Origin of the sequence: Fibrella aquatilis, from assembly GCF_017353255.1 — a bacterium.
Taxonomy (GTDB): domain Bacteria; phylum Bacteroidota; class Bacteroidia; order Cytophagales; family Spirosomataceae; genus Fibrella; species Fibrella aquatilis.
In genome coordinates this window covers 1-18,389 of the sequence record NZ_JAFMYU010000007.1, presented here as the reverse complement: position 1 = coordinate 18,389, position 18,389 = coordinate 1, and the positions used below count along the sequence as shown (strand labels likewise).

The following is an 18,389-nucleotide window of genomic DNA, read 5'->3' as shown; positions in this document are numbered from 1 at the left end:
GTGAGAAGGTAAGGGCAGGCGGGGTTACGCTTCACTGATTCGTTTCAGTACGTCGTCCAGTTCCTCGGCACTGAGCGACTCCAGATCGGCCAGCAGATCGTGGGTTTCCTGTACGCTGGCGGCTTCGGCAATTTGGGCTGAATTGATTTTAACTAATTGACTATCAGCAATTTTTACGAGAGAGCCGCTTGTCCAGTGGTGAGCCAGGCGGGCGAGTAGGTCCTGCTCAAGCTGGTGCAGTGAGATACCCTGCATGAACCTGACTACGCTAAATTCCAGCGCCAGATCGGTGCTGATCCGGTTCTTGAGTTCAATGGCCATCAGCGAATCAAGCCCCAGGTAGGTGAGCGGGCGGGCATAGTCGAGTTGGTCGGCGGTCAGTTTCAGTGCCCGCACCACCAGTTGTTCGAGGTAGGCCCGTAGCAGAGCGGGGGCCTCGTCGGCAGTGGCCTGCTGCAACTGCGTTAGTGCTGCCGGGCGGGCTGTCGACGAATCGGTTTTGACCGTGCTGCCCTCCGTTGCGTGGCGTAACTCCGTGAGCATCACCGACTGGCTGGCCCGGATGCCACTGGCAAAAAAAGTAGGCCAGTCGGCACGGAGGGCAGTAGTTTGGCCTGCCGGTGCCAGCAGCAACGTTTCCAATACGCGCATCCCTTCAGCGAAAGGCCAGGCACCAATGCCCAGCAAGGCCAGGTGGCGATGGGCTGTTTGGCCATACTCCGTGGCAGCATGCCCCTGCCCCAACCACGGCCCCCAGTTGATGCTCAGCGCGGGCAGACCCAGGGTATGGCGATAGTGGGCCAAGGCATCCAGAAAGGCGTTGGCTGTGGCATAACTGGCTTGATCGGCCATACCGATGAGCGACGAAACGGATGAAAACAGGCCAAAATAATCCAGCGGCAGCGCCCTCGTAAGCTGATGCAGGTGCCAGGCACCAGTGGTTTTGGCATTGCTACCCGCCGTAAACCGGTCCGGGTGCAGGTCGTTCAGTGGAGCATCATCCAGCACCCCCGCCAGGTGAAAAACACCCCGCACCGGTGGTAGAGTCGTTGTGATCTTTTCCCAAACGGCTTCCAGATCGGCGAACTGCGTTACGTCGACGGCGAAGACCGCCACGGCGCAGCCTGTGCTGATTATATTGCTGATTACCAGCACAGTATCCGCATCTGGCTCCCGCCTGCTGAGCAGTGCCAGCTGCCGGGCACCCTTGCTGGCCAGCCATTGGGCCAGTTGCAGGCCCAGCCCGCCCGTGCCGCCGGTCACCACATAAGTGGCATTGGGAGACAGCCGTAGAGGTGCCGTAGCAGGCAGTGTCGCCACGGGCAGCAACCGGGGCGACAGGTACTCCCCTGCCCGCACGGCCAGTTGGTCATCGGCGGGGCCATGGGTCAGCACAGCCTGCACCTGTTGCGCAATGGCGGCGGTGGTTAGGCCCAGCTCCAGATCGACCAGCCGGACGTTTATGGCGGTGGCTTCGGTCAGGAGCACACGGCCAAGCCCCCATAAAGCCCCCTGCATCAGTGCCACAGGTTCGTTGGTGGGGCCGGTGTGCTGCCCACCCTGCGTCATCAGCCAGAGCGTGGGTGGGGTGGGCAAGGCCGCTTTGGTCAGTTCAAGCACAAGTTGCCGGATGGCTTCGACCAAAAACTGCTGCTTCGGCAACAGGTCGGCCACGGGCGTTTGTTCGTCCACGCGGGCATCAAGCCCCCACAAAAACAGCAGTTGCAACGTCGGCTGGCCCGTGTGGTGCCGCGACTGGCTGGTCAGGCTGGCTACGAACGGTTGTATAGTAGCTACGTCCAGGCTGGCGGGCGGGTAGACAACGGTGCAATCGTGACCCTGCCCTTCCAATTGCCGCGCCACTGCCGCACCCATGCCCAACCCATCGGCCAGGACCAGGAACCGACTACCCCGTGCAGGTGGGGTTGCCACCTGTTTGCTGGCAACAGGAAGCCAGCTTACCCGGTACAGTTCGTCGGGGGACGGCGAGCCTGGAGCAAGCGTCAACTGTTGCGCCCGGAACCCGATCACCTCCAGTAAAAGTTCACCTTCTAGACTGAATACCAGCAGATTACCACTGTAGTACGGTAACGATTTGGTGGGGAAACCATCCAGATAGGCATGGCTATACACCTCTTCGGGCAGAGCAGCGTGGGCCTGTAATTGCCGAAAACCCACCGGAACACTAAACGTATTGGCGGCGCGTTCATCGGTGAGCAGGGTGGCAATAAAGACCTGAAAACAGGCATCGAGAAACGCCGGGTGGTACGAAAACTGGGAGGCGGCACCCACCAGTTCGGCGGGCATGGTCAGCCGGGCCAGCACCTCTGCCCTACCCTGCCAGAGTTGCCTGATACCCCGAAAACCTGTGCCGTAGTGAAAACCCCGGTGGCTTAGCGTAGCATAAAAAGCGTCGCCGTCGGTTAACTCAACACACCGTAACCGGATGGATTTCAGGCACTTGTGATCTACGGGTGCGGGGGCTGGCGGGGGCACGGGCGCATGAACCACTGGAGGATGCCGCAACACCTCGGCCAGCGCCGGGCGGGGTACGTACAGGTCTTTCAGGCGCGACAGATGAGGCAGATTATCCAGAATCAGGTCGGTGCCAGGCCCGAAGTCGAGCAAACAGGCCAGTTCATCGACGCCGATAGTCGCCAGTTCATGCACCAGGTCCAGGCAGGTTTCGGGCGTGCCGATCAACCCCTTCACCGACGCAAACCGGTCGAACATATAGTTCAGCATTTCGTCCAGTTCAGCGGGGGCCATGGCCTGGAGGTCCAGTTCCTGCCCCCGGCTCCGGGCCAGCCCCTTCAGCAACCCAATGTTGGTCCGCATGTAGTCGCAATAGGGTTTGCGTGCTTGCTCGCGGACCACGGCGTTATCGCGCCCCACAAACGTGTGCAACAGCAGAGTCACCACACCCGTGGCCGGGTCATGGCCGTTGTCGGCGCGGGCCTGCCGGTACGCGCCAATTTTTTGGGCCAGCTGGTCATTGTCGTGGTCAAGGGTGTGGGTAAGTACGTTGGCACCCAGTTGCCCCGCTTTGACAAACGTAGCCGGATTGCTGGCGGCGGTGATCCAGATGGGCAGTTGAGCCTGCAAGGGCGTGGGGTAGGTTTTTACCTGAAGAGGCTGCCCCGTACCACTTTGGGCGGCTATGGTGTGCCCCGCCCAGAGTTGCTGCACCTGCCCGATGCTGGCATACATGGCTTCGTGGCGGTCATCGTAGCGTTCCGGAAAAAAGGCAAAGTCGGCGGGGTTCCAGCCAGCGGCAAACGAAATACCCACCCGCCCCCCCGACAGGTTGTCGACCATGGCCCACTCTTCGGCCACCCGCAGTGGGTTGTGCAGCGGCATCACCACGCTACCCGCCTGAAGCCTGATGCGGTGGGTTTCGCGGGCCAGGGCGGCGTGCAACACGGCCGGGTTCGGGTACAGACAGCCAAAGGGAGTGAAGTGCCGCTCCGGAATCCAGACGCTCGAAAAGCCGTGCTGATCACCAAACCGGGCGGCTTCAATAATGAGCTTGTACTTCTCCTGCTGACTGAGGGAGTCTTCCGTACTGGCAAAAAACATCAGGCCGAACTTCATGGGCAGGTTACGCTGGACGTAAGCAGTGAGCAGTGGCAGTGGGCAGTACGGACAAGTCGACTAAAACGCTGGCGTGCAGTACCCAGTCCTGGTAAGCAGACCCCGATGTGGGTAGGCTATAGACCCGGAACGACAGCGTGTTGGGCGTGAGGCGCAGGGCCACCGAACGTACCCGGCGGGGTGCCTGCCGCGCAAAGGGCAGCACCTCGCTAAGTTCCAGATCCCGAAGCTGACCAGGCCGGCGCTGATGCACAGCCCAGGCTGCCGCCATGGCCATATCGACATAGGCCGAAAACGGCACCACGTCGGCACCCATAAACTGGTGGCCTTCCAGAAACATATGCGCCAACGGGCTCAACGTTGTTTCCCAGACGGCACTGCCCGGCGTGCCGGCTTCGGCGGGCAGCCTCCGGCCCAGCAACGGGTGCACCACCGGCACATCGTCTGGTTCGTTCACGGGTGACGCTGCCGGGTGTTGGGCCGCAATCCAGTACGACTGCCGGTCGAAGGTATACGTAGGCAACCGCTGCTGGCGACGGGGGGTGTGGGCGTGAAACGCAGGCCAGTCTACAGAGTAGCCCAGGCCGTATAGCTGGCTCAGGCTGTCAAGAATCGGTTGCTGCCCTGCCCCACCCCGACGGCTGCTGGGCAAATAATGCAGCGCGCCATCGGGGGCGTGGTGTTTGGCCAGGGCCAGCAACACCGGCTGCGGCCCTATTTCGATGAGTACGGTACTGCCGTCGGCCAGCAGGGTTTGCAGGCCTTCCGAAAATTGGACCGGTGCCGTTATGTGCCCCACCCAGTAGCCGGGGTGCGTAACTTCGGCACCCGCAAACGCCCCGGTCACGTTGGCCACCAGGGGCGTGTGGGGCGGGTGGTAGCTAACCCGGCTGGCGGCTTCCCGAAACGCAGGCAGCATGGGGGTCATTAGGGGCGAATGAAAAGCGTGGGTGGTGGTGAGCCGTTTGGCCATAATGCCCGCCCCGTGCAACCGGCGGATCAGCTCGGCGATTTCAACCCCAAACCCCGACACCACCAGGTGTTGCGGTCCGTTCTGCACCGCCACGCACAACGTATTGTCGAACGAGGCCAGAAACGAGTCAACCACCGCTGCTTCGGCCAATACCGAGACCATTTCGCCCCCGGCGGGCAGCAAATCCATCAACCGGCCCCGTTCGGCCACCAGCGTCAGGCTGTCGGCCAGGCTCATGACCCCGGCCACGCAGGCGGCCACGTATTCGCCCAGGCTATGGCCAATCACCACGTCGGGTGCAACGCCCCACGACTGCCACAACCGGGCCAGAGCGTATTCAAACGCAAACAGGGCTGGTTGGCCATAGGCTGCCGTAGCGAGCAGGTAATCAGCGTTTTCACCAAAGAGCGCGTCGGTGAGCGGCACGGCCAGGCGGGTTTGCAGGATGGTCGCGCACTGCCGGATCGTCTGGGCAAAAACCGGATAGGTCTCGTAGAAGTCACGGCCCATGCCCGCATACTGCGCGCCCTGGCCGGTAAACAAAAACGCAATTTTCGGCTCAGCAACCGGGATATGTACCTGACCACCGGGGTGCTCGGCCACATAGCTGGTGAGTTGTTGGGCCAGTTGGGCGGGGGTGTCGGCGGGTAGGGCCAGGCGATGCTCGAAGGGGGTGCGGCCCGTGTTGCTGGTGTAGCAGACGTCGGCCAGGTGTTCAGGTGGCATGGTTAGCACGAAAGCAGCATACCGACCCGCCAGTGCCACCAGGGCCGCTTCTGTCCGCGCCGACAGAGTCAGGATACCCCGTGAAGCCGTAGTGGTCACGGGCATCGGGCTGGTCTGGGGGGCTTCTTCCAGCACTACATGGGCGTTGGTACCCCCAATCCCAAACGAACTAATACCTGCCACGCGGGGGCCTGCGGGGTTCCAGGGCTGCAAGCGGGTGGCCACCCGGAAGGGCGTTTGCTCGAACCGAATGTGCCGGTTGGGCTGGGTGAAGTGCAGGTTGGGGGGTAATTGCCGTTTCTGCACGGCCAGCAGCACCTTGATCAGTTGCGCCATGCCCGCCGCCGACTCCAGGTGGCCGATATTGGTTTTTACCGAACCGATGGTGCAAAACTGCGTGCGGTCGGTGTGGCGGCGGAAGGCTTTGGTCAGACCGTCGATCTCAATGGGGTCGCCCAGGGCCGTGCCCGTGCCGTGGGCTTCTACGTAGGTGACGGCATCGGCAGTCAGCCCGGCATTGTCCAGGGCTTTGGTGATCAGGTCGGCCTGGGCCAGTGGGTTGGGGGCGGTGAGGCCGTTGGTTTCGCCCCCGTGGTTGACGGCCGTGCCCCGAATGATGCCGTGGATGAGGTCGCCGTCGCGCAGGGCCAGCCGAAGCGGTTTCAGCAGGACGGCCCCGGCCCCTTCGCCCAGCACAATGCCGTCGGCCCCAGCGTCGAACGTGCGGCAGCGGCCCGTGGCCGAGTGGACTTTCATGCGGCTCATCTGCACGTAATAGGCGGGCGACAGCAGGACGTTTACGCCACCCACCAAGGCCACCTCACAGTCGCCGGTGCGCAGGCTCTGGCAGGCCATGTGCACAGCCACCAGCGACGACGAGCACATGGTGTCGACCAGGATAGACGGCCCTTTCAGGTTCAGCCAGTACGAAATGCGGTTGGCAATGATGGCGTTCTGGTTGCCCACCCCCGCCGAATAATCGAGCGCCGAGAGAGCCGGTTCGATCTGGTGGAAGTAGCCGTTGAAGGAGCAGCCCACAAATACGCCAGTCACGAACTGGGCCAGCTTGTCGCGGGTGTAGTTGGCATTCTCCAGGGTTTCCCAGGCCACCTCCAGCATCAGGCGTTGCTGGGGGTCCATCAGGTGTGCCTCGCGGGGCGAAATATCGAAAAATAGCGGGTCGAACTGGTCAACACTCTCCAAAAAGCCACCCCAGCGCGAGTACGCTTTGCGCTCGGTGCCCGGCGTAGGGTCGTAGTAATCACGCCACGACCAGCGGTCAGGCGGCACATCAACCACGGCATCGGTACCAGAGGCCATCAGTTCCCAGAAAGCCTCCGGGTTGGGGGCCATCGGAAACCGGCAACCCATACCGATCACGGCAATAGGCTCACCGGCCGGGCGATTTACTACGCTGTTCGTGGTCATTGGTGGTTGGTGATTCGTCATTCGATGCGCTGTCATTAGTCATTGGTGCGGTCCGACAGGTCGGCTGGATATGACCAATGACCGCGTAGCGTAATGACCAATGACTACTGCCTAACGACCACTGACCACTGACCAACGACCAATGACAGTTCAGCCAGGTGGTTGGTCAGCAGGTAGTCGGTGAGGCGGTCAACGGTGGGAGCTTCGAAGAGCACCGACGGCGCAAGGTTTACGTTGGCAGCCTCATTGAGGGCACTGATAATAGCTACTGCCCGCAACGAATCGACGCCAATGCTGTAGAAGCTTTTGGCGGCCGGTATTTGCTCTGGCAACAGATGCAACGCCCCAGCCACACAGGCAATCACTTTTTTGCGCACCGCCCGCCGAATCAGTTCGGTGGGTAGGGCAGGTGGCACCGGCGCCACCACCCTATCCAAGATCGTAGGCAGGGCGGGCGGGTTGGGTACTGCCGGGGCCGTTTGTTGTTGGTAGCGAGTTGTCTGCCCGTCCCGTTCAGGCGTGTTCTGCCCCCTGGTGGTGGTTGGTTCGTGGCTGGGCTGGAACTGCTGCCGGAGGGCATCCAGGTGAACCAGGTTGTCGAGAACAGTCTGGGCATCGATGCCAAAGTCGATGAGGGCGGCGATCTCGTCGACGCCCGCCGCGTGAAGCTGGTCAAGCAGGTGGCGGCAACTATCGGGGGTGCCGAACAGGGCCGTGGTGGTCATGTACCGCTCGAAGGCGTAGGTAAGCATTTGCTCCCGTTCGGGTGCCGACAGGGTATTGAGACCCCCAAATTCGTGCTGCCACAGGTCAACAGAGCTGCGCAGGTAATTCATGAACGGTTCTGTCACCTGCTGGCGCACGTAGGCCGGGTCGGGGTGAACAAACGTGTGCAACATCAGCGTCACCTTGCCACTCGCCGCCCCGTGTCCGCTTCGCTCACGGGCCTGTCTATACGCCGCTATTTTTTGCGCCAATGCCTCCGGCGACTGAAACAGCAGGGCGGTCAATACATTCGCGCCGGCCTCCCCTGCTTTTACAAACATGGCCTCACCACCACTGCACGTGATCCACACGGGCAGGTCAGGCTGGTAGGGTAGCGGAAACAGAGCCACGCTCACGGCCTTGCCCTGCCCGTCGGGCCGATGAATGGCCTTGCCCCGCCAGAGCTGTTGCACCGTAGCCAGCCGCGCAAACAGCACGTCGCGGCGCCGAGCAAAGTCATCAGGGGCCAACACGAAGTCAGCGGGATTCCAGCCCTGAGCGAACGCCAGGTCTACCCGCCCTTTCGACAGGTTGTCGACCACCGACCAGGATTCGGCCACACGGATGGGGTCGTGCAGGGGTAGCACCACACTGCCCGCCCGCAGGCGAATGCGACTCGTTACCGTAGCCAGCGCGGCGGCCAGCACACAAGGGTCGGGATATAGCCCACCAAAGGCATGGAAATGCCGTTCGGGCAACCATACGGCCTTGAAATCGTGGGTATCGGCAAATTGGGCTCCCTCCACCACCAGCCGATATTTGTCATTGGCGAACGTGGCTTCGTTGCTGGAGAAATATAACAAACTAAAATCCAGCGTCCTATTTACCGGTGCGGGGACACTGCTGGCCACCACCGTGAGGGTACCCAGCAGAAACCGCCGCCGACAGTCCTGCCGCTGAATTTTGCCGCTCGACGTTTTCGGGATGCTCATCGTTTTCAGCAGTACAATGGCATGCACGTCGAGGGCGTGGTGCAGGCCAACAGCCTCCCGGACCTGGTCGTAAATGGCCTGTTCGGGGGTATTCTGCAAAAAATGGCGGTTCAGTTCGCAGGCAACCACCAGCCGTTCTTCGTCGGCCACATCGACCGAAAACGCGATGCAATGGCCCTTTCTGAGCGCCTCATGGCTATTTTCAACGGTCAGCTCAATATCCTGCGGGTAGTGGTTCACACCCCGGATCACCAGCATATCTTTCAGCCGGCCTGTCACAAATAATTCTCCGTCGGCAAAGAAGCCTAAGTCACCCGTCCGCAGGTAAGGACCGTCGGTGGTGTTGTATATATAGGCCCCAAACGTATCAGCAGTGGCAACTGGGTTCTGCCAATAGCCCTTTGCCACCGACCCACCCGCTACCCAGATCTCACCCACCTGATGCGGCACACAGCACTGTTGGGTGTTGGGGTCTACAATTACGACCGTCAGTCCGTCGAGCAATTTCCCGCATCCCATTAGCTTAGTTGTTTTACCAGTGGATCTGCCCGGCATCACCTTATTTTGTTCCAGGGCCGCAGCATCCAAAGTCAACTCTAATAGATCATGGTCACCGTTTTGACTACTCACGGCCAGGGTAGCTTCTGCCAAACCATAAGCTGGACACATGGCTCGTTGACTAAACCCGTATGGCCCAACTATGTCTAAAAAGCTTCGCAATGTACTGCCACGTACAGGCTCTGCCCCGTTGACCATCGCCTGGAAATTACTTAGATCTATACCCGTCAGTTCCTGTGGTTTGGCCAGACAAAGTTCATAGGCAAAATTAGGAGCTGCCGAATGTGTAGCCCGGTAGGTTGATAACGCTTGCAACCACCGAACTGGCTTTGCAATAAAAGCCGTTGGAGCCATAACATAGCAGGGGAAGCCATTGTAGAGCGGGATAAGAATAGCGTATATCAGACCCATATCATGGAAAACGGGCAGCCATGTCACCATGCAGCATTGAGGCGAATAGTTCATCCGGGCGCTCATGCTACGAAGGTTATCCAGCAGGTTATCGTGGCCCACCATCACCCCTTTCGGGTTGCCGGTTGACCCCGATGTGTATTGCAAGAACGCTAGCGAGTCGGTAGTCAGCATTGGCGCAATCCACAGTACGGCACCGTCAGATGTGATCAGATCAGTAGCCAACAACGGAACGCCTTTTAAGGTGGCACTCAGTTCAAAATGTCGTTCAATGTCTCGCCTGACCTGGTCAGTAGTTAGAGCAACCGTCGCCTTGGCATCCTTCGAGATCAACTCTATTCGAGCCACTGAGCTGTTTTTCTTGGGCGGGTAAGCTGGTACGGCTATCACTCCTGCATATAGACAGCCAAAAAAACTTGTCAGAAACTCCAACCCGGAACCGTAAAGCAACATGGCTCGGTCACCAGGTTGACAATGGGTGAGGAGTTCAACAGCAACGGCTTTGGCCTTGATAGCCAGTTGGCCATAGGTGAGAGTACCTTCTTCCCGTTCGCCGTCGGCCAGGTAAATGTAGGCGGCTCTGTCAGGCTGCTCGGCAGCGTGCCGCTCCAGAATGTCGACCAGTGTTTGGGTATGCATGTCTGCTTTAGGGTTTAATCGGGTAATGATTGACTATCTCTGGTCCGAAGGCTAACATCAACAGGCATATTTGAGTAGTAGTACGTAATGTCCTGGATCTGCGGAAAACTAGTCTGTTATAAATAGAATTGGAACAATTAAATATGGATAATAAATAAACTAAACAATGTGAAATTAATTGCTTTAATAAGCACCATTATAATCAAATTGAAGCAATGATTAAATTAGCTGGAATTGATTATAATGGTGCTTTCTGATAAACAAATCTAATGTTAGTCAACGTGGCTATTTATTCTTTTTCGCCGCGAAAATCTTTACCCTCCAGCGTCACCACTACCGCGCCAATGGCCTTGTTTGCGTTGGTAATGAATTTGGCTTTTCCGGCCGCGTTGGGCACATCGAAGAGGTCATCTTTCATCCGAAAAAGCTCAAACGATTCGTTAGCGCTGGTCTTCGCCACAAGCACGCCATTCACCTGCGAGATAGTCACGTAGTCGAAGCCGGGCGTAGGGGCGCTCATTTTGTATTTGCCTGCATACTTGTCCAGGGCCGGGTCTGGGGCTTTAGCGGCATTTTGGGCGGCAGTTGCCTCGGCGGGCTTGCTTGCTTCGGCGGTCGTGCTGGCATCGGTCGTGGTTGAGGTCGACTCACTCACCTGCTGCCCGGAGCAGCCAAGCATGATGGCGCCCACCAAGCCAAGGGCAACCAGTTTTTGCATCATGTACATAAAGTAGAGAGGGGGGTTTGTGAAAAAAAGGGTTAAAAGTTGGTCATTGGTCATTCGCTGCGCTGTCATTCATTGGTCATTACGCTGCGCGGTCACTCAATGGTCATTAATAGCTGGATACAACCAATGACCAATGACCGCGCAGCGTAATGACCAATGAATGACAGCGCAGCGAATGACCAATGTCTAATTCTGCCGGAGTGATGACACAGCCGTGGCCCGGGCTATTTTAATAACCTGTGCCATGACCGTAGCCATCGACAGCGTGAGCATGACTACAATGGGGGTAGCAAAAAAGAGCCAGTTCAGGCCAATACGCTGCGCGAAATTCTCCAGCCACTTGTTCAGCAGCAGGTAAGCAACGGGGCAGGCTATAAGGCTGGCGGCACCGATGAGCAGGATAAATTCTTTGCCTAGCAACACCGTGATCTCCTGATTCGACGCGCCCAGCACCTTCCGAATGGCTACTTCGCGGGTGCGCTTAGCCACCGTAAATGCGGCCAGTCCCAGCAGGCCAATGCAGGCTACTACCACGGCCAGCAGCGAAAACATGCCGAACATGATGCCAAACCGCACGTCTTCGCGGTACTTCTTGTCGAAATATTCATTCAGGAAAAAGTAGTCAAACAGGTCGCCGGGGTAGCTGCGTTCATACTCCGTGCGCAGTTCAGACACTAGGCGTTCCAGCGTACGCGACGAACTTAAATTGGTCTTGAGCCGGATCGAGTAATAGTCGTAGCTGGTGTTGAGCATCACCACCAGCGGGTCGATACTTTTCTTGAGCGACTCATGGAAATAGTCATCAATCACCCCCACGATCACGCAGTCGCCCATGCCGTTGTTTACGTGTTGATCAATGGCGGCGGCGGGCAGCGAAAAGCCCATCAGTTGAGCAGCCGTTTTATTGAGAATAATTTCCTGCGCACCGTTGAAGACACCGTTTTTAGACCGATACCCGCCCCCCGCCAGAAACTTCACGTCGTAGGTAGTGAAGAAGTCTTTGTCGGCATAGAAGACGTTGTATTTGGTGTTTTTGTTGAGCGTCATGTCTGCCCGTTTGAAGCCTATGGCAATCCAGCTGATGCCTCCGCCCGGAAAGGGGTTCGTCACGGCCACCTTGTCGACAAACGAGTAGCCAGCCAGGGCCGTTTTGAAGCGGTCGAACACGTAGCTCTCCTGTTCTTTGGGCCGGTTAAGCACCGGTCCCTTCACGACCACAATCTGGTCGATGCTGATATTGAGGTTTGCACTTCGCAGAAAATTCACCTGCTTATAGATCGTAAACGTGCCAATCAGCAGCGTAACAGAGGCAGCAAACTGAAGGATAACCAGCCCGTTGCGAAACAGGGTGCCGCCCCGCAGGTTGCTCTTCATCTTACCTTCGATAATTTCGACCGGCTTCAGCGACGAGAGCATAAAGGCCGGATACGCCCCGCTGGCTAGCGCCCCCATCAGAATCAGCGCCAGCATGAGCAGCCAGAAGGTGTAGCTGCTCATGATAAAGCCAGTAAAGTCTACGCCAATGAGTTGGTCGAGGTAACGCCGCACAAACAGCGTGATGATGATGGCCAGCACAAACGCCAGCACGTTGAGCAGAAAAGCCTCGATCATGAACTGACGCGCCAGCTGACCCTGGTTGGCCCCAAACACTTTCTTCACGCCGATCTCCCGTGCCCGGTCGCTGGAGCGCACCGTAGAGAGATTAACGTAGTTGATCCAGGCAATGATGATGGTGAACAGGGCCACGTAGAGCAGCAGACAAACCACCTCAATGTTGCCCTGGGGGATGATTTCGCCAGCGTAGCGCGAGTAGAGGTGAATAGATTTGAGGGGCTGTAGCGCCAGCTTGTCTTTTTCCTGGCCACCATACTTTAGCAGCAGGTCGTGCAGTTTGGCGGCCACACTCGGAGCCGTAGTGTTCGACGAGAGCACCACATAGGTGTGAAACACGGTCCAGTTCCAGCTGTCGAGTTGCTGGTCTGGCCCCCCCCGGTTGGTTACCGAAGGCAGCGAGAGCAAGACATTGAACTGGATATGCGAGTTGATGGGAACGTCTTCGGCCACGCCCGTGACCTGGTAAGTATAGTTAGTATTCGACCCAATCAGCACCAGCGTTTTACCAACGGCTTCGGTCGTGCCGAAGCATTTTTTGGCAAACGAACGGGTAACGACGGCGGCGTTGGGTGCCTTCAGGGCCAGCGAATCCGTACCGCTCAACAGCGGGAAGGAGAACACCTTCAGAAACGACGCGTCGGCATAGAGCATACGGTCCTCTTTGAAAAGACCCACCTCTGTACCACTGCGAACAAGGCCCCCTTTGTTAAAAAACCGGGTGTAGTCTTTGATTTCAGGTAAGTCTGCTTTCAGGGCAGGCCCTAACGGGGCGTTTACAGCCACCGAATAGTCGGCGTCTTCAGCCCCCTTGCTCAGCACCCGGTAGATGTTGTCGCCCTGCCGGTGAAAGCGATCAAACACCATCTCGAAGGATACGTACTGGAGAATCAGCATACTGGCCGTCATGCCAATGGCTAACCCCAACAGGTTGATGAGCGAAAAGAATTTATTCTTCAGCAGGGCACGGCTGGCGATAATAACATAATGTTGGAGCATGATCTGGGCAGGTTGACAAGTTGGTCTTATCGGGCAGTTCGTCACTATATACAGCGGCTCTGGCTGGAAAACAGCAGACCGGTGTCCCCATGGCTAGACGGGCAAACGTAGCAGCCGAAACGGGCACAGGATTACCGGGATGAGGTCGTTTAATTTCACGCCTCGACAGGCTCCGTTAGTCAATTAATTCTCGCTAAATATCTTGTTATTTTCCCTAAGAATACTACGCTTGTATTAATTTTTTCTGCTTTTCCTAAACCCGGCCGGTTGCGTAGTTGTAGGGCGTTTACAGCAGTGGTTTCACCCCCCAGGTTGCCTTCTCCTGGGCGGTCCAGAGGTCGGGGAAAAAGATGATTTTCTGAACGCGGGGCATTAAGTACTTCTGCCAGTTGGTGCCCCCCGTTGCCTTGGGCGCTTCGTGGCCCTCTCTGTGCAGGTGTTTCACGGCCGTACGGTAGTGCATGGTGGGCCAAGTGATGTTGATGGCCACGTCCATTTTCTTCAGACTTTCGGCGGCGGCATCGCGGTCGGGGCTGCGGCTGACGTGCTGCCGAAACACCTGGTAGAGGTTCTTTTGCTGCAACTCCTGCGCTTTGCCAAACAATAGCTTAGTATACTTCGCCTGGAAATCGAGCAGCGTGGCATCAACCGGCTGCGTACTGTCTACGCCCAGGTTCCAGTACAATTTCTGGTACAGTTTGGGCAGTGTCTCGCTGCCATCCAAGTGTTGCCGTTCCTGGGTATGCACCAGGTTGAGAAGGTCAGTAGCGTAGATCTGAATCAGCCGGTATTGGTACGACTGAAACCCGCTGGCCGGAAACAAGGCCGTTCTGAACCGGGCAAACTGCGGTGGCTCGATGCCCTCATACATAATGCTCATAGACCGAATCAGGCTCTCATAATAGCGATTGATGCGGTTTACTTTCTGAACAAAGCGCTCGGAATCGCCAGTGGCCATCTCCGTGAGCTGATCCATCTCCCAGAGTATGAGCTTGAAATGCAGTTCACAAACCTGGTGAAACGTGATAAACACCATCTCGTCGGGGTAATCGGTTTTCATGTGCTGAATGCTCAGCAGCGCGTCGAGGTTAATGTATTCCCAGTACTTGAGGAGGCCCGCGTTGAGCAACCCCTCCAGGTGGCATGTAATGTTTTGGCCCTTGGCGGCATACTTTTCCGTCAGCTGGTCGAGCAGGAGCGAAACCTCAGGGGGGTAGCGAAAATCGGTCATGATTCGGGAGGGTAAGGTAACGGCAACGGGGTGTAGGCAGGTGGTTCAGGCGGGGGTCAGTGGCTTACTCCCAGCTTTGTCGAGCAACTGACGCAGGCTAATGCCCGGCTGTTGGCTGACGACCTGAAAAATATGACGCAACTCACTGAATATTAGTTCAATACGGTCAGGCGCGAACAGATCGGTGCGGTAGAGGCAGTTCAGCAATGCCCCGTTGGGGTGATCAATCACGCAGCAGTCCATGTCATTGCTGGGGTGGCCGATCACCAGGTGTTCGGCAAATGGTTTCTCAACCAGGTAGCTGTTTTCCTCAAACCGAATCAGGTTCAGCTCAATGTGGCCAATCGAATCGAAGGCCACGTCGAGGTCGGCAAGAATCTGCGCCAGGGCATGGGTTTTATATTTTATACCGTCCAACACCGACAAGTGTACCTCGCTCAGGAAGGTCTCGAAGGTATCTTCCAGCGACAACCTGACCCGATACATGGTGGTACCCATCAGGCAGCCCACCATATCCTGCAAGTCGGGGTGGCTGCGCATGGTGATCGGTGCGCAGAAAATAACGTCGTTTTGCCCCGACAGCCGGTATACCACCAGGCTCAACCCAGCCGCCATCAGGCTGTACATGCTACTCCGGGTACTGTTGATCACCGGCCTCAGCGCCTCGTACAGTTCTGTGTCAATGGCCGTGCGGTAAACCGCTCCGGGGCGGCGGGCCAGCTTTTTCATCGAGCCGTATAGCTGCGCCGCCTCGGCGGGAGGAACGTGGCCCAGCACCTGGGCAATCTCTTCGCCAAGCTGCCACCGGTATGAAGTCGACTGGCTGTCTTTGGCTTCCGGGTACGAATACAGGCTCCGGATGCGGGCATAATCGCCGGGGTAGTTCAGCTGTTGCTGCCAGTAGGCCTGGTAATCGCGGGAACTGTGAAGGTCGAAGGTTTTGTTGGCCCACTCCACAAAGTCTTTAAACTGTAGCTGAAGAGCGGGCAGGGTGCATTCCCGGCTTTCGAGGCGGGCCACATACAGTTCGGTCAGCTCTTTGCTGATGATCTCGATGGTGGTGCCGTCGGCCACCAAATGGTGAATAGTGAGCACCAGCAAGTGAAAACCACCCGCGGTGTTGAGCAGCCGGAAGCGGATAAACGCTTCGTTTTCCAGGTCAAAGCGCACATCGAACCGTTCCGCCCGCATGAATTCCTGCGCTCTTTCGGCCCCGTCGGCGGCCTGACTGAAGTCGACGATGCGGTAATTCAGGGGCAGCGCGTTTGGCGGATGAATGATCTGTTTGATCTCCCCAGCCACGTGGCATAGTGTCGTTCTCAGGCTTTCGTGGCGGGCCACCAGGCCACGAATAGCCTCCTCAAGTGCCGTATAATCTACCTCGCCTTCGATCTTGATAAGGTCCTGCATGTTATAGACGTGCTCTTCGATATACTTGAAGAGAATCCACTGGGCACTCATGGACGGTGTTACGTCATAAACGGGCTTGGCGGTGCTGCGCACAGGTCCCTGCTGCCCGGTTTCGCCCAGGGGCATCAATTGCCGGGCCTGCTCATGCAACAGGGGCCACTGAAAAATGGCCTTCAGTTCCAGCCGGTAACCTTGCTGATAGAGCCGGGAGGCAATCTGGATGGCCTTGATCGAGTCGCCACCAGCGCGGAAAAAATCCGACTCCCGCCCCACCACCCCGCCCCCCAATACCTGCAACCAGGCACCCGCCAGCACAATCTCCTGCTCCCCTTGTGGGGCACTGAAGGCCACGTCGGCTACGGGCAGGGGGCGCTCGGCCAACGCCCGGCGGTCGAGCTTACCGTTGGTTGTCAGGGGCAATTCGGCAAGCACCACCAGTTGGGCAGGAACCATGTAGGTGGGTAATGTTTGGCTTACAGCGGCCAGCAGGGCATCCGTGTCGGCCGGGGTGATGGTGCCCGTCAGGTAGCCCACCAGCTGCCCACTGCCCGCCGCCTGCACCACCACAGCCTGCGCCACCCCCGCCCCGCGTATCAGTACGCTTTCGATCTCACCCAACTCCACCCGCATACCGCGCACCTGCACCTGACCATCCAGCCGACCTCCGTACACTAGCTCACCATTCTCATTCCACCAACCCCGGTCGCCGGTGCGGTAAAGGCGCTCGCCAGGCTGGAATGGGTGATCCACAAAGCGTTCGGCGGTCAATTCGGGACGACCCCAATAGCCCGCCGCCAGCCCAATGCCACCCACCCACAGTTCGCCCTCCACCCCCAGCGGCAACAACCGTCGCTCACTATCCAATACATATATAGTTGTATTGGCAAACGGCCGACCAATGGGAATACCCCCCGCCTGCCGGTACGCTGTCGCCCTGTCGGGATCTACCCGGTGGAAACTGGCCCCGATACAGCTTTCGGTGGGTCCGTAGCCGTTGTAAACCCGCTTGTGGGTGGCAAAGTGCAGGCTGGCGGCCAGGCTGGCGGCCTCGCCTGTGCTGATGAGCGTATGTAAGCTTCCCAACTCCTGACCCACCAGCAATTGTAGATAAGCCGGAGGTAGGACAGCTACATTCACCTGCTGCTGGGCCAAAAAGTCCACCAGGGCAGGCAGGTCGTTGCGCGTGGCGGTCTCCAGTAGCACCAGTCGCCCCCCACTCAGCAGGGCCATAAACGTCTCTACGAGCCAGGCATCGAAGCCCAGGGCGCTGAATTGCAACACCGCATTATGAGTGGTAAGATCCAGATAGTCAATGTGATACAATGCACGATGAACCAGGCTTCGGTGGCGAATAGCCACGGCCTTGGGCGGGCCACTGCTGCCCGAGGTGTAGATGAGATAAGCCAGCGCCGCCCCAGAATCGGCAGTGAGCGACGGGTGATTTGGAGCAGGCGGGGCGGTGAAGGAAACAGCAGCCTGGTTCGGTTCACCCCCGTTGGTAAGCAGCAGTTGGGGGGTGCCGTCGGGCAGCAGGGCGCTCAGGCTGGCTTCGTCCACCAGCACTAGGGCCACGCCCGCATCGGCCAGTTGATGGGCCAGCCGGGCGGTGGGCAGGCTAGCCTCCAGCGGCACCACCACACCACCAGCAGCCAGGATACCCAGCAGCCCACCCACCCGCCATGGACTGGCACCGCTGAGCAGCCCTACGCGGTCGCCGGGAGCCAGCCCGCAGGTTTGGCTCAGGTAGGCTGCCAGGCGGGTAGCCTCGTCTTGCAACTGAGCGTAGGACCACTGCCCACCCGCCCAGCTGAGGGCTGGGGCCTGTGGCGTTCGGGCCGCCCGTTGGGCCACCAATTCATGAAGACCTACCGTGCTGGGGTAGTCGACGTAGGTTTGGTTAACGTCCTCAAGCAGCACCCGTTGCTGGGCCGGGGTGAGCAAATCGAGTTGACCCAGGGGGCGGTTTGGCTCAGCCACCACCTGGTCGAAGAGATACGTCAGCTGGTCGGCAACGGCCTGTAACTGCGTCGCGGTGTAGACCAGTTTGTTGTAGCTGAAGCGGAAACCCAGCGTCTGGCCGGGCAGGACAATAAGATTGAGGGCGTAGTTGGTCTGGGCAAATCCCCCTACCTGACTAACATCAGGCGGGGCAAATCCTACTGCCGTAGCGGCCTCTGTATCGTTTGTATGTTGATGCTGAGGGGCATCGGGCAGGTTTTCGAAGATAAGGATGTGGTCGAGCAGCCCCGCCCCCAGCCCGCTCTGGGCCTGCACCGCCGCCAGCGAACAATACTGGTGCGCCTCGCCCTCGCTGGCCAACTGCTGACACTGGCTCAACCAGTCGACAAACCCCAGCGAAGCCGCAGCACGCACCCGCACCGGCAG

At 58.4% G+C, this 18,389-nt stretch carries 7 protein-coding genes; all 7 read right to left on the bottom strand.

The features are described 5' to 3' along the window. Positions 1 to 24: 24 nt before the first annotated feature. Complete coding sequence (locus J2I48_RS10675) at positions 25 to 3,594, bottom strand: bifunctional LLM class flavin-dependent oxidoreductase/SDR family oxidoreductase (protein ID WP_207335433.1); 3,570 nt, start codon at positions 3,592 to 3,594, stop codon at positions 25 to 27. A gap of 7 nt (positions 3,595 to 3,601) precedes the next feature. Next, positions 3,602 to 6,721 (bottom strand): type I polyketide synthase, encoded by a 3,120-nt coding sequence (locus J2I48_RS10670; RefSeq protein WP_207335432.1) that lies wholly within the window; start codon positions 6,719 to 6,721, stop codon positions 3,602 to 3,604. 104 nt (positions 6,722 to 6,825) lie between these two features. After that, positions 6,826 to 10,026, bottom strand: a complete 3,201-nt coding sequence (locus tag J2I48_RS10665; protein WP_207335431.1) for a MupA/Atu3671 family FMN-dependent luciferase-like monooxygenase — start codon at positions 10,024 to 10,026, stop codon at positions 6,826 to 6,828. A gap of 289 nt (positions 10,027 to 10,315) precedes the next feature. After that, on the bottom strand, positions 10,316 to 10,753 hold the full coding sequence (locus J2I48_RS10660) for a hypothetical protein (RefSeq protein ID WP_207335430.1): 438 nt from the start codon (positions 10,751 to 10,753) through the stop codon (positions 10,316 to 10,318). A 186-nt stretch (positions 10,754 to 10,939) separates the two neighbouring features. Next, positions 10,940 to 13,363: an ABC transporter permease gene (locus tag J2I48_RS10655; RefSeq protein ID WP_207335429.1), complete on the bottom strand. Its 2,424-nt coding sequence runs from the start codon at positions 13,361 to 13,363 to the stop codon at positions 10,940 to 10,942. Positions 13,364 to 13,649: 286 nt separating this feature from the next. Next, positions 13,650 to 14,594: a tryptophan 2,3-dioxygenase family protein gene (locus J2I48_RS10650; protein ID WP_207335428.1), complete on the bottom strand. Its 945-nt coding sequence runs from the start codon at positions 14,592 to 14,594 to the stop codon at positions 13,650 to 13,652. Positions 14,595 to 14,639: 45 nt separating this feature from the next. Further along, positions 14,640 to 18,389 (bottom strand): non-ribosomal peptide synthetase (locus tag J2I48_RS10645; RefSeq protein WP_207335427.1); only part of this gene is annotated, 3,750 nt, incomplete at its 5' end.